This is a genomic window from Sphingobacterium sp. UBA7631 (genome assembly GCF_002483935.1).
GTDB lineage: Bacteria > Bacteroidota > Bacteroidia > Sphingobacteriales > Sphingobacteriaceae > Sphingobacterium > Sphingobacterium multivorum.
Window position 1 is genome coordinate 351,004 of sequence record NZ_DLIX01000002.1, and the last position, 23,426, is coordinate 374,429.

Here is a 23,426-nt window from a genome sequence, read left to right on the forward strand (position 1 = left end):
TTTATCCTCTTATTTTGTACTTGCGCGTCACTTGGCTTCTCTCAAAAAAATAAAGCCCAAGGCGGTGCCGGCAACTCGGGGTATATCTTATTAAAGCCAAAATACGATGGACATTCAGTCTTGCGCAACCCTTTAAATGGTTGGGTAATGTATGCTCCCCGTAATGCCGACGATTCGTATTGGGATATCGAATATTTTGTGCCAGCATTGGGTAAAAAGGTAAAGGTCATCGATTATGCTTCGGCATGCTATGTACGCACGAGCTGGTCTTCTCTGAATCCCAGTGAAGGCGTTTATGCCTGGGATGATCCAAATTCCAGAATAGGAAAGCTCTTAAAAGGCGCGCAAAAGAGAGGGTTGCCCATAGCACTCCGTATAGTGGTAGATGGCCGCGACCAGGGACAAAATACACCCAAATTTGTGTTCGACCTTGGAGCCAAATATTATTTGGAAAATAAAAATCATCCCGATAGACAAACTCCTTATCCTCAGGATACGGTATTTAGAAAATACTACACCAAATTTATCACAGCTTTGGCCCAGGAATTTAATGATCCTGAAAAGACCTCTTTTATTGATGCCTATGGCTTAGGAAAATGGGGTGAAGCACATTATGTTGTCTATGAAGATCCCAAAATGGCAACGCCCGAAAGTACTGAAAAAATAAAGGAAGAAACCTTGGACTGGGTGACCAGTTTATATGCCAACACATTCACAAAAGTTCCTTTGGTTATCAACTACCATCGTCTTGTAGGTCATCCCGAAAGTTGGGGAGCAGTCAACCCGAACAGTGAACGCTTGTTGGATAAAGCTATTGATAAAGGTTATAGCTTGCGCCAAGATGCTTTTGGCATGACTGGCTATTACCAGAATTGGGAAAAGGATTTTGCCAGGAAATGGAATTTTAAGCGTCCTATCATTATGGAAGGGGGCTGGATTATTGCTCCAGGTAAGCACCGTTATTGGATAGACCCGAGTGGAAAATATAGAGAAGGTCATGATGAGGATGTTAGAAAAGGAGAGTTCGACCTGTCGGCCGAAGCCCATGTGAATATGATGGACTTTAGAGCGGGGGGAGAAACTGAATCCTGGTTTAAGTCCTTTGATCTGGTTCAACGGTTTATTACAGAAGGGGGGTACCGTGTATATCCAGACCAAATCAATCTCCCTCAAGATATCAAGTCGGGAAAGATAGCGCAAATCTCCCATCGTTGGCAGAATATGGGCTGGGGCTATTTTCCTAATAATATTCCACAATGGAACTACAAATATAAAGTTGCTTTTGCACTGTTAGATGCCAAAGGGAATGTTAGAAAGATTTTTGTAGATCTTCAGAGTGAACCGTCTGCTTGGTTGAAAGGTGCTGCTGCAAGTTATAAAATAAATGCAAAAGTAGATCTACCTGCAGGAATATATAGCTGGGCAGTCGCCATTGTTGATACAACCAAGGAAAATAAGCCGGCAATTCAACTTGCCCTTGATGGAGATTTGACGGCTCAGGGTTGGACAAAGCTTTCGGCATTGCAGGTAAAATAGAAAATTTTATAAACAATTAACACCTATTATGATAAAGCTGATCAATCTATCTTTGATATTGTCCCTTTTTTTTAGCCTGATAACCTCCAACCTTGTTGCTCAGCAGAATATGGCCAATGTGTATGGTAGGCGAACTCAATCATTAAATGGAAAGTGGGACGCTATTGTAGACTTATACGACCAGGGAAGAAAAAACCAAATCTATCTGAATAAAAAGGCCGAAAATAAGACTGATTTTTATGAATACGCTTTCGAGAATGGTCTCCGTTTAAATGTACCTTCGGATTGGAACAGTCAAATGCCTGAACTTAAATATTACGAAGGTACCATCTGGTATGGCCGCAAGTTCGATGTATTGAAAGAAAGTGACGAAAGGCTGTTCTTATATTTTGCTGCTGTAAATTACCGTTGTCGCATCTATCTCAATGGACAAGAGATTGCACAACATGAAGGTGGTTTTACTCCCTTTCAGATTGAAATAACGGATGCAGCTAAAGAAAACGATAATTTTTTGGCAGTTGAGGTAAATAATAGCCGGCAGGTTGATGCCATTCCGGCAATGGCCTTTGATTGGTGGAACTATGGCGGTATCACCCGAGATGTCTTTTTGGTCAGCACGCCAAAAGTTTTTATCGATGATTATTTTGTTCAATTGGACAAAACCAAAGCCGATAAAATCAATGCGAAGGTCAAACTTTCGGAAAAGATGGCCAATTCCTCGGTAACTATCGAAATACCGGAGCTACAACTAAAACAAACGCTTAAAACAGATGCTCAGGGGGAAGTAAAAACTTCATTCCTATCGAGAAAAATCAAACGTTGGTCGCCCACTTCACCTAAACTGTATAACGTGAAGATTTCAACGCGCGACGATCAAATAGAAGAGGAAATAGGTTTTCGCAATATTTGGGTAAATGGGGAAGATATCTTCCTGAATGGCGAAGCTATTTTTCTCAAGTCCATTTCATTTCATGAGGAAATACCTCAGCGCAAAGGTCGTGCTTTTTCACAGGCAGATGCAGTGATGCTGCTTTCAGAAGCGAAAGCTTTAGGCTGTAATATGATTCGTTTGGCACATTATCCACAAAATGAATATATCGTGAGAACGGCCGAAAAAATGGGTTTCTTGTTGTGGGAAGAAATTCCCATTTGGCAGGGCATCGATTTTGAAAATGAATCGACCAAAGATAAAGCCGGTAAAATGATGCGGGAAATGGTTGCTCGAGACAAAAATCGTTGCGCACTCGCTTTTTGGGGGGTAGCCAATGAAACCCAACCGTCCGAGCCTAGAAATGCTTTTATCAGGCATTTGATTGCTACATGCAGAGCCGTTGACACGACCAGGCTTATAACCGCTGCTTTTGATCTTGTTCGTTTCAATAAGGAGAAGGAAACCTTTGTTATGGATGATCCTTTTACGAAAGAATTGGACGTCGTAGCTGTCAACAAATATTTAGGCTGGTACCATTCCTGGCCAGTTTCTCCTAATAAAGCAGTATGGGATGTGGCAAAAGGCCAGCCTTTAATTATTTCTGAATTTGGAGGCGAGGCGTTGTATGGCAAAACGGGCGAAAAGGATGTCGTCAGTTCATGGAGTGAAGATTACCAAGAGACTTTATACAAAAACAACCTCGAAATGTTTAAGCATATCCCAAACCTGCGCGGAACTTCACCCTGGGTGCTATTTGATTTCCGTTCGCCTTTCCGTTTTCATCCGACCAATCAAGATGGCTGGAACCGAAAAGGACTGGTGTCGGATCAAGGCTATCGCAAAAAAGCCTGGTATCTAATGAAGAATTATTATGAGAATAAATAGAACTTCAATCTTAGCGCTTCGAAAACAGCCCTTAAAGACAATTTCACACTGACAAAGGCTATTCGGCCTGGCGCGCACAGAATAGGTTGGTGAAGAGAATGAAAGTACATAAATAATCGAAATATAAAATGGAAGAATACAAGATAAGTATATACAAATACGTTAAAATAATATGCCTACTGGGGTTTCTAGTGCAAGCAACCTTTTTAAAGGCGCAAGATGTCATCGATTTATCGGGTACTTGGGGCTTCCAAACTGACGTGATGGATTTTCGAAGGGGCTCCCTGTCTCCCCGCTATAATCACGGTTTACAAGGAACAATTAAACTTCCGGGTATTACCGACGATTATCAGATAGGATATCAAAATCCTTATAAATATATTGACCGTCTGACCCGAAAATACGAATACATGGGGCCGGCATGGTACCAACGCGATATCGATATTCCTGCTGACTGGAAGGGAAAAAAAATATTCCTATATTTTGAGCGCACCCACTGGTTAAGTTCAATTTTCGTAGATACCAAGGAAGTTAGCAGCATCGATTATGTGAGTGTGCCTCACAATCACGATCTGAGTACTTCCTTAAAACCCGGAAAAAAGCATCGTATTACCATTTGTATCGATAACCGATTTCAGTACAATACACATAAATGGAACCATGCACATACTGAATTTACGCAGATTAACTGGAACGGTATCTTGGGAGAAATGAAACTACTGGCCATAGATCCGGTTTATGTGGAAGACCTTCAGGTATACCCAAATATCACCGATCAGTCCATAAAAGTAAAATTACGGATCAATAATGTAACAAAAAAAAAGGTAAAGGGAAAGGTTTCCTTTGCTATCGACGGAACAAACTACAGTCTTAAAAATGAAATTGCTTTGTTAAGTACCGATTCGGTCACGTATATAGAGACAAAAATTCCCTTAGGTAAACAGATTAAACTGTGGGATGAGTTTAACCCAAATATTTATCGGATTAACTGCCAGCTGAATACTTCCGACGGTAAAAATAGCTACCAGCATGAAAAAGCGACCACCTTTGGTATGCGTGAAGTAAAACAAGGAAAAAACCATGTCCTGCTCAATAATCATCCGATCCATTTAAGAGGCAATGTTGAAAATGCAGTGTTCCCAAAAACAGGGCATGCTCCGCTCGATGATGCCTCTTGGGAACGCATTATGATACTGATGAAGGACTACGGCATGAACCATTTACGTTTCCATTCTTGGTGCCCCCCGGCGGCGGCCTTTCGCATGGCAGACAAACATGGGATATATTTTGAAGTGGAAATGCCTATGTGGGGGAAAGACGCCGAACCCGATGAGGCCAGATATAACTTCTTCCGCCGTGAAATTAAAGCTATTTTGAAAGAATACGGCAACCATCCTTCGTTTGTTCTGTACTGCAACGGCAATGAAATTACAGGGAACTTCGACTTTATTGAGGAACTTACCGCCGAAGGCAGAAAAGCTGATCCTCGTCATCTTTATAGCGGTTCTACTGCACGGACAAGAGTTAAATCAGATCAATATTACGTGTCCCAGCAAACCAACAAAGGGGCTGTAAAGGTTTACGAAGGTCAACCGGGTGCTGATTGGGACAAGAATGCGGAGTCTGATGTAGATGTGCCCGTCATTTCACATGAGTCGGGACAACGTTGTATCTATCCAAATTTTGATGAAATAAAGAAATATGCCAACAGCCCCGTAGAGGCCCGTAATTTTGAAGTATTTAGCGATTTATTGCAAAAAAATGGCATGCTGGACCAGGCAAAGGATTTCTTCAGAGCATCTGGTGCGCTGACCGTGCTGGAGTACAAAGCCGTGATTGAAGCCCTGTTACGATCGGGTAAATCTGCCGGATTTCAGCTTTTGTCGATGAACGACTTTCCGGGACAAGGTTACGCACCCGTGGGGATATTCGATCCTTTTTGGGATTCGAAAGGATTGGTTACGGCAGAAAAATTCAGGGAGTTTTGCGCGCCAACAGTCGCTCTACTACGCTATAACAAAAGCAGTTTTTTCAACACAGAAACATTTAAGGGTAAAGCCGAGGTATATAACTTTAGCAATTCTGCACTTGAAAATGCGAAAATTAAATGGTGGTTGACCGATACCGCTGGTAACGTATTGAAAAAGGGAACGCTGAAAAAGCAAACCATTGCTAAAGAGAACGTATCGCCGGTAGGTGAATTTGAGATTTCCCTGAAAAACATCGGCACCCAAAAAGTTACGGTTCATCTTGCGGTGAACGATAGCATTAAGAATAGCTGGGACATTTGGGTATATCCAAAGCATCAACATCTGATGCAATCTACAGCAAATGTGTTGTACACCGATGTCTACGATGATGTTGCAAAAAGGCAGTTGGCCCAGGGCAAAACCGTGGTTTTTTATCCTTCGCCAGACCAGGTAAAGGGGCGAAAATCAATGTTTCACAATCATTTTTGGAATCCCATTATGTTTGCATGGGCACCGATGACCATCGGCAACCTGGTCCATCATAAACAGGCCATGTTTAAGGATTTTCTTACTTCATACCATACCGATTGGCAATGGTGGGATATCCTAAACCATGCAAAAGTAATCGAAATGCAACATGCACCACAACAACTGCGTCCCTTTATACAGGTCATCGACAGTTACGACAACAACCAGAAATTGGGTATTGGTTTCGAAGCCAAACTGAACGGCGGGAAACTGCTGGTACTGGCATTGGATACCAAAAATGATATGGACAACCGTCCCGCTACCCAACAATTGTTGTACAGTATCGATAATTATGTAAAAAGTGAGAAATTCTCGCCGCAAGTGGCCGTAGAAGAGACCTTTATTCAGTCATTTTTAGAGAAATAAAAAGGATTAAACGATGATAAGAACAATGATATTGTCTATGATGACTTTTCTTTGGGGGCAGATCCTCATAGCACAGGAAATTATGTTAGAAGAGAAAGCATCCGTAAACCAGGTCTATAATAAGACTGACGAGGCGGAAAATGCATTATCTTTTAATGATTTGGACATCGAATCGGGCTATGTACTTTATAAGACCGAGATAAACACTGATGCCGAAAGCGAAGAGCTGGAATTGGAAAACGTACGCGATTATGCCGTGGTCTATGTCGACGGTAAGGTGCAGGGTAGCCTGACAGATAAGAGTAAAAAACTAGCCATCAAAGCAAATCCAGGCAAACACTTGCTTCAACTTTATGTCGAGAATATTGGTAGGATCACTTACGGACCAGAAATTACAGATAATTCAAAAGGGCTATTTGGCACCATTACTTTAGATGGAAACGACCTTCAAGACTGGAAAATGATTCCCTTAACGGTTCGTAATTATCCACTGAGGGATTTGGTTTTTGAACAAAGACCAGCTAATGACAGCCCCGGTTTTTACAAAGGTCAGTTCGAACACAATCTGTCCGGAAACAAGTATCTTAATATGACAGGATGGGGAATGGGCGAGGTCTGGTTAAATAAAAAATATTTGGGATCTTACTGGGAGGAAGAAAAACAGCAGTCGATATTAATTCCTTCGGCGGATTTAATACCCGGAAAAAATGAACTTGTAATCTTCGAACTCAAAAATAATCAGCAAAAGAAGATAAGTTTGTCCCCAACGCCTGTTTTTAAGTAAATTGGTACTGTTGGCTTCGCATGGAGCTGAACAGCTGAAAAAGAGCTAAGGCCAGAATTTCGACGAAGCTCTTTGCCTAATAGTATGATAATCGAAGTTTATAGAACCACTGATCAACAATTAGCTTCAGGTATTTTGTTTGTAACTGGCACGCGTAAATCTTGGATTGAAATTTAAACAGCTTTAATAGCATCGGTAAATGAATAAATACAGTCTGATCATTTGTTTCGTCATTTTTTGGGGGCAATGTGTTCTCGGTATCGATCTTTCGAGGTATAGATTTCATTTGATGCCCGAAACTTCTTATTATGGCGGTATACAGAGCATCGCAAAAGATAGTTTAGGGCGTATTTGGTACACGGGACCCGATGCGCTCTTCATGTACGATGGCAACAGTTTTTATCAGTTAAATGATATCGTCTCTGCGATCAAACCAGCACAAAAATGGGGTTATGGTTCTTTAATTCGGGATAAAAAGGGAAATCTGTTTCTAGCTTCTGGGCAAGGTTTATTAAAATTCGATTACGAACGGTTTTCTTTTCATGTCGTGGTTCCCGGAATGATCCGTTCGCTTTGTGTACATAGCGATGGTCAGGTTTACATGCTGTCAGACAATAGCATACTACGCTATAATCCGCAAAATAAACAGACAGAAAGCTTTTTATTGCCCAAAAACAAGTCTTTCCAAAATATATTGAGTGCTAAAGATCACGTGTTTCTAAGCCAAGGTGCTGTTGTGTATCAAGTTGAAATGACGAAAAAACGCTTAATCCAGTTTGCGGATTTTGGTAGTACGACAAATCAGGTGAACGATGCGGTTGCGTATGGGGGCTTATATTACTTTTTAACACAACGAGGGGGAATCCATGTAACGGATTTGACAGGTACCTTAAAACAGAAGATTCCGGTAAGCGTAGCGGGAAATTCATCTGTTTTAACCAAAAAACTTTATCTGGACCAAACCGGCGTAATCTGGGTGGCTACACAGGCCGGATTATTTTTTTATGATCCCGCGACTGAAAGTAGCAGTGCCTTACGGATGAACCTGAACGATGCCTATTCATTGCCTAATAACTCGATATGGACGATTTATCCAGACCCGGACCAAGGAGCCTGGATAGGTACTTACGGTGGTAAAATAGCTTATTGCTCGCTTTACGATTCCCGAGTACGTTACTTCAAGCCCAGCCCAGGGGGACTCAACCACCCCATAGTCAGTAGTTTTCAGGAAGATCATCTGGGAAATATATGGATCGGTACCGAGGGGGGGAGCCTGAATTACTGGAATAGAAAAAAGGATCAGTTTAACCCTCTAGAAAAATCGCAGGGTAATTCGTCGAGTCCCCATATGATTAAACGCCTGAAATTTGACCGAACGAGCAAAAAACTGTTGATTTCAGCCTATAACGGCGGTATTGGCAGTTATGATGTAGACAATCAGCATTTCAGCAGTTTCAATTTCCGCTCTCCGGAGAGCCAGCAACCACTCACCGTTTATGATTTTGTAAACGATAAGGAAGGCACCTGGTGGATGACAGATCCCGATAAATCATTTTTATATCGAAGGAAGCCTCTGGGTTCTATAGAGATGGTGAGCGTCCTTAATGCGCAGGGCAAAAAAATGGAACTCGAAGTCGAAGCATTATATGTGAATAACCAAGATCAGCTCTGTTTAATTAGCCATCAAGGATTTTTTGTTGTAAATCCCCATACCTTAAAGGTATTGAAGCACTACGTGCTCAAAGATGCTTCCTATTCAGCAAATTACCTGTGTAGTTATACAGCGACTTCAAATGGCGAAGTGTGGTTGGGAACATTGGGTAAAGGCGTAAATGTACTCAGAAGAGATGGGACATATGTCAACTATAGTGTAAATAACGGATTTCCGGCGAAAATGGTATTTGGCATATTAGAAGATGTTGCGACGAAAAATATCTGGTTAAGTACCAGTGATGGTCTTTTTTGTTTCAACTGGAAGTCCAGTAAATTTGAGAAAGCGAGATTTTATCAGGAAAATAACATTGGTTCATTTTATATTCATGCCGCTTACAAAACTTCCAAGGGTGAAATGCTGTTTGGTGGTACCAATGGATTTCTACTTTTCGATCCGGCGTACCTCAATAAAAATCTGCAAAAACCGAAAGTTTTTTTTACAGGATTTCTGGTCAACAATAAACTCGTGAAACCAGCGGATGGCTCATCAGTTTTAACGAAAGACATTGGTAGTCTTTCCAATCGAAAAGAAGACAAGATAAGGCTCTCCAGTAGCCAGTCTAATGTAGAAATTAAGTTTTCGGCAAATAGTTATCTATCCGCAGAGAAGAACCAGTTCGCTTACCGGATGTTGGGGCTTGGTGAAGACTGGCAAATCAGTCATGCCAACCAGAAATCTGTACAGTTTCTCAATCTTCCAGGCGGAGATTATATCTTTGAAATCAAGGCTTCCAACAATGATGGGCTATGGGGCGATCAAATATCACGATTATATATCCATGTCGATCCACCATTTTTCTTGTCGTGGTGGGCTTATTGCTGCTATGCAGCACTTGTTTCTGCTCTGCTCTTTTTCATAATGAGATATTACAGCAATAAAAGAGTGTTTAAAGAGCGATTAGCACTCGAGCGTTTAAAAGAACAGAATATGCAAGAGCTGAACCAGGCGCGTACCGACTTCTTTACCAATATCTCCCATGATTTAAAAACACCGCTAACCCTTGTTTTACAGCCGCTTAAGCAACTCAAAGATACGATTGTGGCCAACGATACTGCTTTGGTCTACATGGATTTAATAGAGAAAAATGTATCTAGAATACAGCGGATGATTAGCCAATTACTGCGCTTTCGCGAAATAGAAAGCCAAAAAATTACACTCAATCCGCAGGTTGGTGATTTTATCAATTTTGTAAGGGATATATTTAGCCTTTTTGAACTCTATGCCAATAAAAAAGGTGTTGAAACCAATATTTCTGCGTACAAGGACAATTTATATGTGGCCTTTGACTATGATGTTATCGAAAAAATATTGACTAATCTGTTTTCCAATGCCCTAAAATATACACCAGATAATGGGTATGTGGGCGTACGTATCTATAGTGCAACAGCAGAAGAAAAAGAACGGTTTCCTTCGTTAAATCCAACGGAAGTCGAATACATCTCCATTGAAGTTATAAATACCGGTGATTGTTTTTCTGAAGAACAGATCGCGACACTTTACACTTCTTTCAACCGCTTATCTTCTCATCGGCCAACTTTTGAAGAAAGTTCAGGACTTGGACTTGCTATTGTGAAAGAACTGGTAGATGTGCTGGAGGGTAAAATATGGATGGTCAATAAGACCGATAAAATTTCATTTACCATTTCACTACCGTTAAGGAAACAGGCCGGGGCAGGCGATATGCAGCCTAATGTGTATGATTACACCGTTTCTGAAATCGACGATATTATTACGCAGGATACTGCAGCCCCAGAAACAGGATCGATCCCTATAAAAAAGACAGATAATATCCTGCTCATTGAAGATGACCAACAGCTGCGTGTTTATCTGGAGCAGCGTCTGGCCGAAAAATATAATGTGTACACGGCGAGTGACGGGGAAGAGGGCTTAATTAAAGCCGAAAAAATTTATCCGCAACTTATTATTACCGATTTGATCATGCCAAATCGCAATGGCTTGGAAGTATGCCGTAGCCTTAGACAAAATTTTAAGACTAGCCATATTCCTATTATTATGATTTCGGGTACGGGAGATGACAACCAGAATAAAATAAAAGCATTGGAATATGGCGCCAATGTGTTTATTGATAAACCGTTTCATGTCGACTATCTGTTGCAACAGACCGAAACCACTCTAAGAAATCAGCGGGAACTAAAAGAAAAATACAGCAAACACGTTCAGGTAGATCCCTCCAATGTAACCGTTACCTCCATGGACGAGGAACTGCTGATTAAGGCCATTCAGGTCATTGAAGAAAATATTGACAATGCAAGTTATTCCGTAGAAGATTTTGTGGCTGATATGAACGTAGGCAGAACCATTCTCTATCAAAAAATACATGATATTGTGGGAATGTCTATCAAAGAATTTATTTTGAATATGCGACTGAAAAGAAGTGCTTATCTGTTAGAAAAATCGGATTTGACGATAGCTGAAGTTGCTTACCAAACCGGGTTTAACAATGCCAAATACTTTAGCGTCTGTTTCAAAAAACAGTTTGAACTGAGCCCTTCAGAGTTTAAGAAAAAGGTTTCCAGTGGAAAGAAATAAAAATACAGCCAATAGTTTACCGATTTACCCTTTCAGATAGGAGAAAGGCAATTCTATATTTTTGAAATCCTAACGATCATGAAAATGACAATTTTTAGAAAAACGTTTCTGCTTACATATTGCTTTTGCTTGTTTAACGTAATTTATCTGACAGCGGCTGTCGCCCAAAAGGTAGATGAGACTTCGATCAGCCCCAATAAATACAAAAGTGGTTCCCAGTCAGAACGTATACAAAAAGCCATAAATGAAGCAAAAAAGTCGACTAGGAAAGTAGTGATCCCTAAATACGATGCGGTAACGAAAAAAAGTGTCTGGCTCATCGATCAGGCCATTTTGCTTCCGGGCGATTTTGAACTTGAATTGAATAACTGTACCATTAAGCTATCGGATAAATGCCGGGATAATTTTATTCGTTCGGCAAATGCAGGGTTGGCAATTAAAGATATAGCACCCACAAAGAATATCAAGATTATCGGAAAAGGAAATGTTCTTTTAGAAGGAGCTGATCATCCCAGAGCTACCGGTGACCATAATAAAATCTTGTCCTTAAATCCCAGCGGATTTGGACAATCTTATGGTACAGATGCAGGTAAGCCTGGAGAGAACCAAAAAGGTGGATGGCGGAACCACGCCATTATATTGGCTCACACTGATGTATTTGAGGTTAGCGGCATTACATTAAAGGATTATCATGGGCATGGACTGGTATTGGAACGCTGTACAAACGGTAAGGTAAGCGATATTACTTTTAACGTAAGGCAGGCCGTCACTGTTGATGGAGCAGACAAACAGATTTTGAATCAAGACGGCATGGGCGTACGTTTTGGCTGTAAAAATATTCTTATTGCAAATTGCAAAGGTAAAAGTGGTGACGACTTTATTAATATAGGATTAACAGACACCGGAGTGGGAGCAGGCGAAGAAAATGTCAATGTGGTCAGTGGTTCGATATATCGGGGCGAAATCGACAACATTTCAACTATTTATCTTCAGAACTGGCAGGACTTCTATTCAATTTCACACCGATCCATACGGATTATGCCTGTGGGTAAACTTCGTATAAGTCATGTTTTTATCGAGAATATGGTCATCAGTCCGCTAGCAAAACAAGGTTTGGTGGTCGAGTATGGCGAGCATGTGCAGGGCTTATTTGTAAGAAATTTAATCAGTCATCAACCGATAAAAGCCAAAGGTATCTCGCAGGCCAGTTTCCGCGATATCATATATAAAGGTCAGGGTGAAGCTATCGATGTGCAACCAAGCGATACCGTTATCCTAGATCATCTAATGTGTATAAAAAACGAATAATAAAGCGCTTCTAACCTCCATTTTACAGCGAAAAACACATGTTTTTGCCTTTTGTACAAAATCAAACCATTTTCGTACAAAAACGAACCCTACGAATTGGTGATGATAATAGTTTTGTCTTAACCAATTTTAAAAAAGCAAAATATGTGTATGAAAATTCCTCCCGACCACGTGATTAGGCTCACGCAGGGTAATCCGAACTGACCTATTTTAAACTCATATTCTTTACGAGAAAGGGAAAGTAAAGAACGCAAGTAAATTTTAAACTAACCATTATAAATCAATGATACAAAAGATACATTTCTGGCTCAGGAGCTGGATAATGAGTGCTACCCTATCGGTGGTGGCGACTAATTATGCTTATTCGCAAGCAACAGATCAAATAAATGTCAAAGGTCAGGTCACCAATGATGCAGGAGAAGGCCTTAAAGGTGTTTCGGTCATGATTAAAGGGGCGAAAACCGGTGTTCAGACAGATGCAAATGGCCGTTATACCATTCAGGCATCACGCACGGCTACGCTACTGTTTACCTACATCGGTTTCAATAACCAGGAATTAAAGGTCAATCCATCAGGAATCATCAATGTGAAGATGTCAGGAAATAATGTCCTGGATCAGGTTGTGGTCGTAGGGTATGGTACAGCCAAGAAGAAAGATTTAACGGGAGGTTTGGCCGTGGTCGGCAAAGAGCAGTTAAGCATGGTGTCTACCTCAAACCTGATGGATCGTTTGGTGGGACAGGTGGCCGGTTTCTCCATTACGACCGGCGAGGCTGCGCCGGGAGCGTCACAGACCCTATTGATACGGGGTGAAAATTCGATATCGGCCAACAATAGTCCATTGATTATTTTAGATGGTATTCCCTACAGCGGATCCCTGGCAGATATCGATCCCAACAACGTCGAAAACCTTTCGATCTTAAAAGATGCCTCCGCTTCGGCTATCTACGGTTCGCGTGCGGCCAATGGGGTTATTCTGATACAAACAAAACGGGGGGCGTTGGGTAGAGCTCAGGTAAACTATAAAGGTTTGATCGGCATGGCCGAGCCTATGCAACGCATCAATGTCATGGGGCCAAATGAATATATCCGCTTTCAACAAGATATTGCCCGAATTAGGCAAGGCTATACTGGAGCGCTATTGGATCCTATCGCCGGGGATATTATTAGCGTAACAGAGCGCGGTAATTATGCGAAAGGCATTACGAACAATTGGCAGGATTACGTCTTTCGAAAAGCCATGACCATGGATCATCAGCTGAGCATTTCAGGTGGTACAGAGAATACAAAATATATGGCTGCCCTTGCAGCTTTGGATCAAGAGGGTGTGGTATACAATTCTAAGTTGTCCCGTTTAAATATAACCACCAATGTGGACCAGACTTTTAATAAATGGTTAACCACTGGTGTTGGCCTGCAATATACCCGAAAAAGCGACGGTGGTATTACGCCAAATTTGGAACATGCCATAAAACAAAGTCCTTATGGAAGCTATAAAGACGAATCGGGGAAGTATGTGCCCGAGCCCATGGAGTATTCATTGATCGTCAATCCGATGCGCAACGTCAATGCGATTCAGGATAGGTATAATAACAACTTCTTTCTTTCGGGCTATGCCAATATTTTGCTGCCGGTGGAGGGCCTTTCCTTACGATCAAATTTTGGTTATAATTACCGGAACTCATTTACAGGAACCTATTACGGGCGCAACACCTTTGAGGGCCGGGATCAAGGTACGCAAGCCGGAGGTAGTGCTTCCATTAACAATTCCAACTATAACGATTATACCTGGGAAAACCTGCTCAAATACGAGCGGCAGATCGGCGATCATCGTTTTGATGTGACGGGTTTATTCAGTATGCAAAAAACGAAAAGCTGGTCAACAGCCCAGAGCGGTGCAGGTTTTGTAACCGATGATACCGAATACTTTATGATCGGTTCGGCCAGCCGTCTAGTTTCCAATAGTGCTTCGTTGTCAGAATCAGCTATGCTGTCGTATATGGGCAGGATAAATTATGCCTACAAAGGTAAATATCTATTAACCTTGACAGGACGTACAGACGGAGCCTCGGTATTTGGTTTCAACAATAAATACGCATTCTTCCCTGTGGCCGCGGCAGCATGGCAAATTGGAGAAGAGCGTTTTCTGAAAGATAACGTCAAATGGCTGGACATGCTGAAAATCCGTCTTTCTTACGGTGCCAACGGTAACCAGGCGATTACACCCTACCGCACCTTAGACCGCCTATATTCCAATGTAAAATATATCTGGGGCGATGATGGTACTGCCGTTACGACAGCCTATTTGGCCGGTGATGGTGTGGGGAACCCTAATCTGAAATGGGAAACCACCTATTCGACCAACCTGGGGCTTGACTTTCAGTTGTTTAATAATAGATTGGGCGGTACTATTGATGCTTATCTCTCTAAAACGAAAGATTTGCTGATGACCCGTACTGTACCGATCATGAACGGGTATAACCGAATTTGGGACAATATCGGCGCTACCCAAAATAAAGGTATTGAGGTCACCTTAAACTCGACGAACGTTAAAGGAGAAAATTTTCAATGGAATACGACCGCCGTGTTTTCCTTAAACCGCGATAAAATTGTCGAGTTGAGAGGGGATGGTATCGATGATATTGCCAATAACTGGTTTATTGGTCAGCCATTGAGAGTATTCTACGATTATAAAATGATCGGTGTATGGCAGAATGGTGAAGCCATTACTGTTGATGGGGCAGCTCCCGGAGCCGCTAAATTGTACGATCGCGATGGCAATGGAAAAATAGAAGCCAGTGATCGGGTAGTCATCGGGTCTAAAAACCCACGCTACACTGCTTCTTTAGCCAACCGGTTTGCTTACAAAAATTTTTATGCATCAGCTTTATTGACCGGTGTTTTTGATGTATGGCGCGATGATCACATGGCCAATCTAGGTGCTTGGACTTTTGGAATTACCAACTATGTACACGATGCCAATTATTGGACGCCGGAGAATCCTAATGCGACGATCGTTTCGCCGGGCTATCTCAATCCATTGGGACACGGCTATTATAAAAAGGTGAGCTACGTACAGGTGAAGAACATCACCTTTGGCTATAAGTTGCCACACAAAATTGCTAAAAAGGTCGGTGTAAATGGTATTGATATAAACGCTAGCGTCAACAATCTCCATACGATTTCTAATATCAGGGAGGTACTCAATTACGACAACAGCTGGATGGCCTCTTATCCAACAGCACGATCGTACATGTTTGGCTTAAATGTAAACTTCTAATCGAATAGGACATGAAAATGAAAAATATTATCACAACAAGTTTGGGACTTATCTTATTGTTCACCTTAGGAGGCTGTAAGAAGTTTCTGGAGGAAGAACTGAAAACTGAACTGGCCCCCTCCAATACCTATACCAGCACCTACGGTTTCGAGGTGGGGAGCGCTGGTCTATATACGCTCACCCGTTCAGAATACAATACCTATGGCGAAGGTGGTGCTTTTATTCACAATGGTGCCTGTCCATACGAAGCCTTACAGGTCTCTACAGATATCGCCGATGCCATTAATAGCGATGGCTCTTTGACGGCTTTTGCAAACCTTACACTTACTGCTTCCGAGCGTTTTGTGGGTACTTACTGGAACTGGGCTTACAACCTCATTTCATCGGCAAACCTGATGCTGGTTTATTCCGAAAAAAATACCAATTGGGATACGCCCGCTGATAAGGCACGTTTTCAGGCTGAAGCCCGCTTCTTTCGGGCTTATGCTTACCGCACCTTGGTTTATCTCTATGGCGATGTACCCTATGTGGAAACTATCCTGTATGATTTTCAGCTTAATTTTACACGCACACCAAAAGCTGAAGTTATTGGACATATGGTAGACGACCTGAAGTTTGCCGTGGATAACCTGCCTACCAATCCAGACGGCGTCAAAGAAGGAAAGCTGACCAAATGGGCAGCGAGCCACTTACTGAGCGAAATCTATCTGCTGCAGGGCAATCATGCCGAAGCAGAAAAGGCCGCATTGGCGGTCATCAATAGCGGTTATTATAACCTGATGAAAAACAGATACGGCGTGAATAGCAGCAAACCAGGCGATGTATTCAGCGATTTATTTCTGGAAAATAATCAAAATAGGAAAAGCGGCAATAAAGAAAGTATCTGGGTATTGCAGTTCCAGTTTAACACGATCGGCGGTGGTACCAATTCAGATGACTGGACCCGCCGGGCTTGGATACCCAATTACTCGACGATTACAGGATTTGTTTTGGCTGACACCTTGGGCGGCCGTGGTATTGCACAATTAGTGCCAATGAAGTGGTGGGTCGGTACCACAAGTACCAATGCTACAGGCAATGTCGCTGGTATTTTCGAAGCAAATGATATCCGTAATTCAGGTTATAACATTAAACGCAACTGGTATTACAACAACGCGAATGAGACCTCACTATATGGTAAAAAAGCCAATATTACCGAGCAGACCTGGTTTACGACAAAAAGCTTATTTCCAGCGATTACAAAATTCTTTTACGGACGTACTGAAAATTTAAGTTTGACCGGTAGTTATAAAGATCGTATGAAATTCCGTTTGGCTGAAACCTATCTGTTGCTTGCTGAAGCCTATTTGAGACAAAATATTCCAGATAAAGCCGCGCAAGCCGTCAACGAGGTGCGGAAAAGAGCCGGAGCATCCGAAATCACGGGCGCACAGATGAATATGGATTTCCTGCTCGATGAGCGTATCCGCGAATTAGTTGGCGAAGAAAGCAGAAGGTTTACCTTGGTGCGCACTAATACCTTGGTAGAGCGTGTCAAAAAGTATAATAATGCGATAAAGGATAAAATTACGGACAACAATATCTTATGGCCTATTCCACAGGTGATCAGGGATGCCAATACAGGGGCGCCGTTCCCGCAGAACCCAGGTTATAATTAATGGTAGCGGGAAGCTGTACGAATAGCATTTGAATTTTCGGCAGCTTCCCAACCCGATAACAAACAGCAGCGACGCCAGTCAGGCGCATGATTCTATCCAAACGTTAGCAAAAATATAAATCAATGAAAATCATCAATTATTTATACAAAACCTTATTTTTCTTAAGCATGGTACTTTGCCAGTTATCCTGCAAACAGGAAATTCAGGATATACCCAAAGTCAATGAAACGATGGCCCTTCAGCCTTCGTCGGAAAACATTACGTTGGACGAGGTCAATTTGACCAAAGATATCGTCACATTTAACTGGAAGCCCGCCAGGGCGCAGTCAGATGATCATTTGATCAGCTACAGTACCATGTTGGATGTTGTGGGAAATAATTTTGGGACTGGTACAGCCATATTCAATTATGAAGACGATAATGTATTCAGCAGAAGCTTTACTTCCGAGCAATTGCAAAATTGGGCAAACGAAAAGTGGGGCATACCCGCAAATAAGAGCTTTACGCTGGAGTTTAGAGTGGTCGCCCAATGGGAGAGCGGTGCTACTTTTGAGGCACCCGAAGTACGTACCGTAAGAATTACAGTAAATCCGATCAAGGCGGTTGTTTTTGATGCCGATAAAGTGTTCTTGAGCGGAAGTGCCGTTGGCGGAAACAAGGTGGAGATGCCAAAAACACTGGAAAATTTGGATCAGTATGCCTATGTCTTGAATTTGCAGCCGGGCGAACTCGAAATTCCGGTAGAATTTAACGGTGAGACCAATTACGTCGTTACTTCCGATGGAAGCACCTCATTAAGCGATGGGAATGCTGTTGGTATTAAGATGAGGGAACGTGTGTTCTCCTGGAAAATAGAAACTGCTGGAGAATACCGTGTCGTGGTCAACATGCAAAAGGCCACAGCAACAATCTATTCACCCACAAAAATGCTTGCAGCAAAGACCGTGACCTGGACAGGTGATCAACCTTATACGACAACGGTGACAGATTTATGGATGCACGGAAGTATCAATGGCTGGGGAACTCCGGTTAAAATGGATTGCCAAGTAAGTTTGGCCGATCCGCAAGTTTTGGTTTATACCGGTGGTAAAGTAGGGACTACGAAGTTTATCGTGACTGGAGATAACAGTAATAACAAAAACCTGGCTTACGCATTTAGTGCTCCGCTCACGTCTGCGGGGGTGGCCCAGACCTTGACGCTCACTCTGGGAAAAGCAACTGAACTGGGCGGGGGCAATTCGAGTGCAAATCGCAATTCTTATTTCACTATCCCGGCGACGACCAATGTGCTGATTTTTGATTTAAGAAACATGACAATTCTGGCGTTAAAACGGTAAGCAACCGTATCCAAACGCATAAATTAACTTTAACATTTTTGAAAGTGAAAAATATAAATTATAAAAAAGCCTGTTTCAAAGCATTTACTGTTATGCTTTGCTTTCTAGCAGTGTCATGTAAGAAAGAAGGCGCCGAAACTGAAAGAGCACTGTCGGGCACCTTGGTGAAGCCCAGTTACAACAGGAGTGCCATGTTTCGTAACCCTTTAAATGGTTGGGTCATGTATGCCTCAGCTTCGGGCAATCCCTCTTATTGGGACACCCAATTCTATGTACCTGACTTAGGTAAAACGGTCAAAGCAATTGACTATGCATCTGCCTGTTATATCCGTACCAGCTGGCGAACTTTTAATCCTGTAGATGGCGTATATGCCTGGAGGGATCCCAGCACCGCAATCTATAAAATGATCAAAGGGGCACAAGATAAAGGATTGCCAATCGCCTTTCGTATCGTGGTCGACGGTCGCGATCAAGGAGCAAATACGCCGCAGTTTGTTTTTGATGCAGGCGCCAAGTATTATGTGGCCAATGCATCTTTTCCGGACAGAAAAACGCCGGTGCTGCAAGACCCTGTTTTTAGGAAATATTATAGCAAGCTGATCGAAGAATTAGCTAAGGATTTTAATGATTTAAATAAAACATCCTTTGTAGATGCCTATGGACTCGGATTGTGGGGCGAGGGGCACAGTGTAATATATGAAGATCCCAATAACCCCTCTGGTCAAAATATTGAGGCCATCAAAGAAGAAGTCGTCGATTGGATTTCGGATGTTTATTCAAAGAATTTTACAAAGGTCCCCTTGCTAATCAATTATCATCGCGTAGTTGGCGACCCAGCGGGCAATGGAGCTCCAAATCCGAATTCGGAGAAGTTGTTGAATAAGATGATCAGCAAAGGATACAGCCTGCGTCAGGATGCCTTTGGAATGACCGATTATTATCAAAGCTGGGAGAAAAATTTTGCTAAGGTTTGGAATTTTAAACGTCCGATTATTATGGAAGGCGGTTGGATTACCACAGGTACCCATCGCTACTGGACTGACTCAAGTGGTAAATATAGGGAAAACCATCCCGAAGATGTTCGGCAGGGCGAATTTGACAGCTCTTTGGAAGCCGCTGTAAACATGATGGATTTCCGTATCGGTGAAATTGAAAGCTGGTTCACCAAGTCCTTTACATTATGCCAACGTTTTATTTCTGAAGGGGGGTATCGTTTATATCCCGATCGCGTCTATTTACCGGAGAAAGTCAATACCGGTACCGAAACGACGATTAACCATCGCTGGCGGAATATGGGCTGGGGGTATTTTCCGAACAATATTCCCCAATGGAACTATAAATATAAGGTAGCTTTTGCACTGCTGGATGAAGAAAATAAGGTGAAAGAAGTTTTTGTAGATGATAAAGGAGAACCTTCAACCTGGCTTAAGAATAATCCAATAGCGTACGAATTAAAAGCCAAGGTTGGCCTTCCCGCTGGAAACTATACTTGGGCCATTGCTATTGTCGATACCTCAAATGAAAACCAGCCGGGCATAAAACTTGCCGTAAATGGTGATGTGACCAATACCGGATGGTTAAAACTATTGAAGGTGCAGGTACAATAAAATTAAGCAGAGATTGTTAGAAACAGCTATCAAATGATTGATTGGTAGCTGTTTTCCATTAAGGATTTTTGAATTGCATGTAAGCAGCTGAAATTGCACACATGTCAAAGAAGGTAAGCATTGATAAATCTTTTGGAATAGGCCGACATCAACGCATGACTACATAGCGAGGCCTAAGCCCCGCTATGTTTTAGCAATTATAATTCGAATGAAATATAATTTGCAGACTATATTCCTAATTCACCATGGGCAAGCATATGTCTGTAAATTGTTCTGCAGTTGTCGAAGAATCCTGAACAGGAATTTTCGACATAGGTTTGCGAAGTGAAAGTGTCAATCACTTGGCCACTACTATTGTAGACAGTTAGCGTATAAACACACTTTGTTAAAAACTTTGCATTGTTTTCCTTTGTTAATTCGGCAACTTCAACTTTGTTTGTGTTTTCAGTTGCTGCGGAAGTACTTGTTTTTACTTCTGCATTTTCTTTTGGTGCTTTTGTCTCCGTGCCTGCAAAAGCCGCTGTCGATAGCGCAGCTACGGCTATCAGACTCATCAATAACTTTTTCATTGTTTTTAAGTTTTTTTGTTAAACCATATATGCCTTTTGAGCATGTTGTAATTATCTATTAATAAAAATAAGGACATGGAAATTGACTGACGTAAACGATTGGTATTCGCGAGGGTTGATCTATTATTCGCGCTGACTTATTCGATATTAGTTTATCCGGTAAAATCGAGAGCTAGTTGGTCAAGTAACTTCAATAGCCTTACTTCATGTAATAATAGCGATCCAATCTACTTGGACAGCTCTGTTTTTTTATAAGGCGACTGAGCTCGTAATTATGGATATTAATGTTAATTTTATATGAAATTAACATCTGTTAGGTTAATTTGCATCAATTAAATATACCGAATTCATGATCGTTGGACTGAAACATATTTCCATATCAATGGACGATTTTCTCTTATTACAAGCTGGAGATCAGTCTATTTTTGGTATTGTGTTCAATTATTATCAGCCGATTATTTATTTTAAAGTCAGACAACTCTGCAAAAGTGACAGTGATGCGGAGGAGGTCACACAGGAAGTTTTTATTGAATTTTATTTAAAAAGAATGCAGCTCTCCGGTCCGGAAGCCATTTTTCCCTTTCTATTTGCTATTTCAAAGAGAATGGCCATATCCAATTTCCGTAAATCGCTGGTCCGATCCAACTATCTGCAGTCGCTTCAGCACAGTTGGCCTGAAAGTTCTTTTTCGCTCCAGGAAGAATTGGATGGCAAAGAGCTACAGGTCATCTTAGAATCTATTATTGCACAATTGCCTCCACAGCAGCAGGCAGTTTACCGGCGGAGCAAGTTTGAAGATCAATCTTATCAGGAAATTGCCGATGAAGAAGGGCTCTCCAAAAATACCGTGCGTAATCACCTCAGTCTCGCCTCAAAATTTGTCCGGTTCAAGCTGGATAAAATCCTTTCCATCTTTTTTTTCTAAGCAACTCGGGTTGCCACCTCTTTTCCTGTAGTTGTAATTAGCCATCTCAGGGGGCTAAAAAGTTAGGTCGCCTAAAATCCGTAAAAAAAAATTTTTTCTATTGGTACTTTTTCCGGCTTCGTGCGATTATGTAGTTGAAATCGATCCAAAGGAATGAACCAAATTGAACAATACAGCCAATTAATACGTAAATATCTTGCTGATCAAGCCAGCAAAGAAGAACAGGAACTGCTTGTAGGATTAATGGATGATCCTGCATTTCTGCAGGCTTGGGAGAAAGTCTGGCGAGAGAACTCGTACCCTGCAAAGCCCGCAACATACCCCGATCCACATCGGATGATGGAAAATATATTAGCCGATCCGAGATTAGCAACACCTGCATCTACGTACCAAAGAACTACAGATGGACATTTTAATTTCAGGAGTAGATGGTGGCAGGTGGCGGCAATCTTTCTTGCGTTCTGCGGAGCCGTGCTATGGGGCTACTACAACTTTTATACCGTGGATATGCAGCCAAAAGAGCAGCTGTCTACGGTGTCGATCGTACCGGGTTCTGATAAAGCCATAATCATTCTTGAAGATGGAAAACAGATCGACCTCAGTTTGCTCCATGCGGATACAGTCCTTGACCAAGGCGAATATTTGATCACCAAAGATAACAAAGGTCAAATCAGTTATAAGCTCAAAGACATGTTGTCACCAACAAATAACATCGTCTACAATACGGTCGTAACCCCTAGAGGTGGAGAGTATACATTAAAGATGGCCGACGGAAGTCTTGTGCAGCTCAATGCAGGCAGTAAGATCAAATATCCTGTAAAATTTGATGCGAAGTTGCGGTCGGTGCAGCTCGAAGGTGAAGCCTATTTTGAAGTGGCTAAAATGGACAATAAAGGCAAACGGGTACCTTTTATCGTGCAAAGTGGAGCACAGACACTCGAGGTTCTTGGAACACATTTTAACATCAGGAGTTTTGGGGATCAAATCGTTACCACGTTGGTAGAAGGAAAAGTCAAGCTATCTTTTGGCGATGCTGCCTTGAAAGAACAGGTCCTAGCGCCCAATGACCAGGTCGTTTTCGATAAAAGCCGCAAGAGCGTGAAAAAGGAACAAGTGGATCCGTTCTATAGTCTTGCCTGGAAAAATGGAAATTTTGCTTTTGATAATGCATCCATTCAAACGGTCATGGACGAGGTAGCACGCTGGTATGATGTCGAGATCAGTTACCAAGATCAGCTGCAGGGACAGCACTTCTCCGGGACAATCTCCCGCTATGAAAATATCGATAAATTGTTGAAAACAATTTCTCTCGCCGGTGGCGTACATTTCGAACGTAAAGGAAGGAGGATATATGTGCTAAACTAACGCTGATGAGAAGGGAAGCATATATAACAATCAGGAGCGCGCCAACGCCCCTGAAAGTTTTGTCTTTTTCTCGACATGGATGAATAGTAAAACCGTTAAATTTTATCTCAACC

13 protein-coding genes are annotated in these 23,426 nt (G+C 41.9%); 12 read left to right on the top strand and 1 reads right to left on the bottom strand.

What is annotated here, in order from left to right:
• Positions 1-147 precede the first annotated feature (147 nt).
• The 10 genes from B3P16_RS01690 to B3P16_RS01735 all read left to right on the top strand — a co-directional run bounded on the left by B3P16_RS01690 (position 148) and on the right by B3P16_RS01735 (position 20,454).
• On the top strand, positions 148-1,536 hold the full coding sequence (locus tag B3P16_RS01690; RefSeq protein WP_286841043.1) for a DUF4832 domain-containing protein: 1,389 nt from the start codon (positions 148-150) through the stop codon (positions 1,534-1,536).
• 28 nt (positions 1,537-1,564) lie between these two features.
• Positions 1,565-3,352, top strand: coding sequence for a glycoside hydrolase family 2 protein (locus B3P16_RS01695; protein WP_286841044.1), 1,788 nt, complete (start codon positions 1,565-1,567; stop codon positions 3,350-3,352).
• A 128-nt stretch (positions 3,353-3,480) separates the two neighbouring features.
• Complete coding sequence (locus B3P16_RS01700) at positions 3,481-6,216, top strand: sugar-binding domain-containing protein (RefSeq protein WP_286841046.1); 2,736 nt, start codon at positions 3,481-3,483, stop codon at positions 6,214-6,216.
• Positions 6,217-6,229: 13 nt separating this feature from the next.
• Positions 6,230-7,000, top strand: a complete 771-nt coding sequence (locus tag B3P16_RS01705; RefSeq protein WP_286841048.1) for a hypothetical protein — start codon at positions 6,230-6,232, stop codon at positions 6,998-7,000.
• Positions 7,001-7,199: 199 nt separating this feature from the next.
• Complete coding sequence (locus B3P16_RS01710; protein WP_286841050.1) at positions 7,200-11,264, top strand: hybrid sensor histidine kinase/response regulator transcription factor; 4,065 nt, start codon at positions 7,200-7,202, stop codon at positions 11,262-11,264.
• A gap of 129 nt (positions 11,265-11,393) precedes the next feature.
• Positions 11,394-12,572, top strand: coding sequence for a glycosyl hydrolase family 28 protein (locus B3P16_RS01715; protein WP_286841052.1), 1,179 nt, complete (start codon positions 11,394-11,396; stop codon positions 12,570-12,572).
• A gap of 283 nt (positions 12,573-12,855) precedes the next feature.
• Positions 12,856-15,852, top strand: a complete 2,997-nt coding sequence (locus B3P16_RS01720) for a SusC/RagA family TonB-linked outer membrane protein (RefSeq protein WP_286841054.1) — start codon at positions 12,856-12,858, stop codon at positions 15,850-15,852.
• A gap of 17 nt (positions 15,853-15,869) precedes the next feature.
• Positions 15,870-17,510: a RagB/SusD family nutrient uptake outer membrane protein gene (locus B3P16_RS01725; RefSeq protein WP_286841056.1), complete on the top strand. Its 1,641-nt coding sequence runs from the start codon at positions 15,870-15,872 to the stop codon at positions 17,508-17,510.
• A 122-nt stretch (positions 17,511-17,632) separates the two neighbouring features.
• Positions 17,633-18,847, top strand: a complete 1,215-nt coding sequence (locus B3P16_RS01730; protein ID WP_286841058.1) for a SusE domain-containing protein — start codon at positions 17,633-17,635, stop codon at positions 18,845-18,847.
• Between the two features lie 44 nt (positions 18,848-18,891).
• Entirely contained in the window at positions 18,892-20,454 is a 1,563-nt protein-coding gene (locus B3P16_RS01735; RefSeq protein WP_286841060.1) for a DUF4832 domain-containing protein, read from the top strand.
• A 227-nt stretch (positions 20,455-20,681) separates the two neighbouring features.
• Here the strand turns inward: B3P16_RS01735 and B3P16_RS01740 are convergent, their stop codons facing one another.
• Complete coding sequence (locus tag B3P16_RS01740) at positions 20,682-21,023, bottom strand: hypothetical protein (protein WP_070566365.1); 342 nt, start codon at positions 21,021-21,023, stop codon at positions 20,682-20,684.
• Positions 21,024-21,405: 382 nt separating this feature from the next.
• Here B3P16_RS01740 and B3P16_RS01745 point away from each other — a divergent pair, with 382 nt between their 5' ends.
• Both B3P16_RS01745 and B3P16_RS01750 read left to right on the top strand, forming a co-directional pair.
• Positions 21,406-21,948, top strand: coding sequence for an RNA polymerase sigma factor (locus B3P16_RS01745; protein WP_159332797.1), 543 nt, complete (start codon positions 21,406-21,408; stop codon positions 21,946-21,948).
• Between the two features lie 153 nt (positions 21,949-22,101).
• On the top strand, positions 22,102-23,313 hold the full coding sequence (locus B3P16_RS01750; protein ID WP_286841062.1) for a FecR family protein: 1,212 nt from the start codon (positions 22,102-22,104) through the stop codon (positions 23,311-23,313).
• The last annotated feature ends 113 nt before the right edge of the window (positions 23,314-23,426 follow it).

What these genes read in the sequence shown, in the direction of transcription:
- B3P16_RS01690 (WP_286841043.1), top strand. Translation starts at nt 148, where the DNA reads ATGTATGCTCCCCGTAATGCCGACGATTCGTATTGGGATATCGAATAT.
- B3P16_RS01695 (WP_286841044.1), top strand. Translation starts at nt 1,565, where the DNA reads ATGATAAAGCTGATCAATCTATCTTTGATATTGTCCCTTTTTTTTAGC.
- B3P16_RS01700 (WP_286841046.1), top strand. Translation starts at nt 3,481, where the DNA reads ATGGAAGAATACAAGATAAGTATATACAAATACGTTAAAATAATATGC.
- B3P16_RS01705 (WP_286841048.1), top strand. Translation starts at nt 6,230, where the DNA reads ATGATAAGAACAATGATATTGTCTATGATGACTTTTCTTTGGGGGCAG.
- B3P16_RS01710 (WP_286841050.1), top strand. Translation starts at nt 7,200, where the DNA reads ATGAATAAATACAGTCTGATCATTTGTTTCGTCATTTTTTGGGGGCAA.
- B3P16_RS01720 (WP_286841054.1), top strand. Translation starts at nt 12,856, where the DNA reads ATGATACAAAAGATACATTTCTGGCTCAGGAGCTGGATAATGAGTGCT.
- B3P16_RS01725 (WP_286841056.1), top strand. Translation starts at nt 15,870, where the DNA reads ATGAAAAATATTATCACAACAAGTTTGGGACTTATCTTATTGTTCACC.
- B3P16_RS01730 (WP_286841058.1), top strand. Translation starts at nt 17,633, where the DNA reads ATGAAAATCATCAATTATTTATACAAAACCTTATTTTTCTTAAGCATG.
- B3P16_RS01740 (WP_070566365.1), bottom strand. Translation starts at nt 21,023, where the DNA reads ATGAAAAAGTTATTGATGAGTCTGATAGCCGTAGCTGCGCTATCGACA.
- B3P16_RS01745 (WP_159332797.1), top strand. Translation starts at nt 21,406, where the DNA reads ATGGACGATTTTCTCTTATTACAAGCTGGAGATCAGTCTATTTTTGGT.
- B3P16_RS01750 (WP_286841062.1), top strand. Translation starts at nt 22,102, where the DNA reads ATGAACCAAATTGAACAATACAGCCAATTAATACGTAAATATCTTGCT.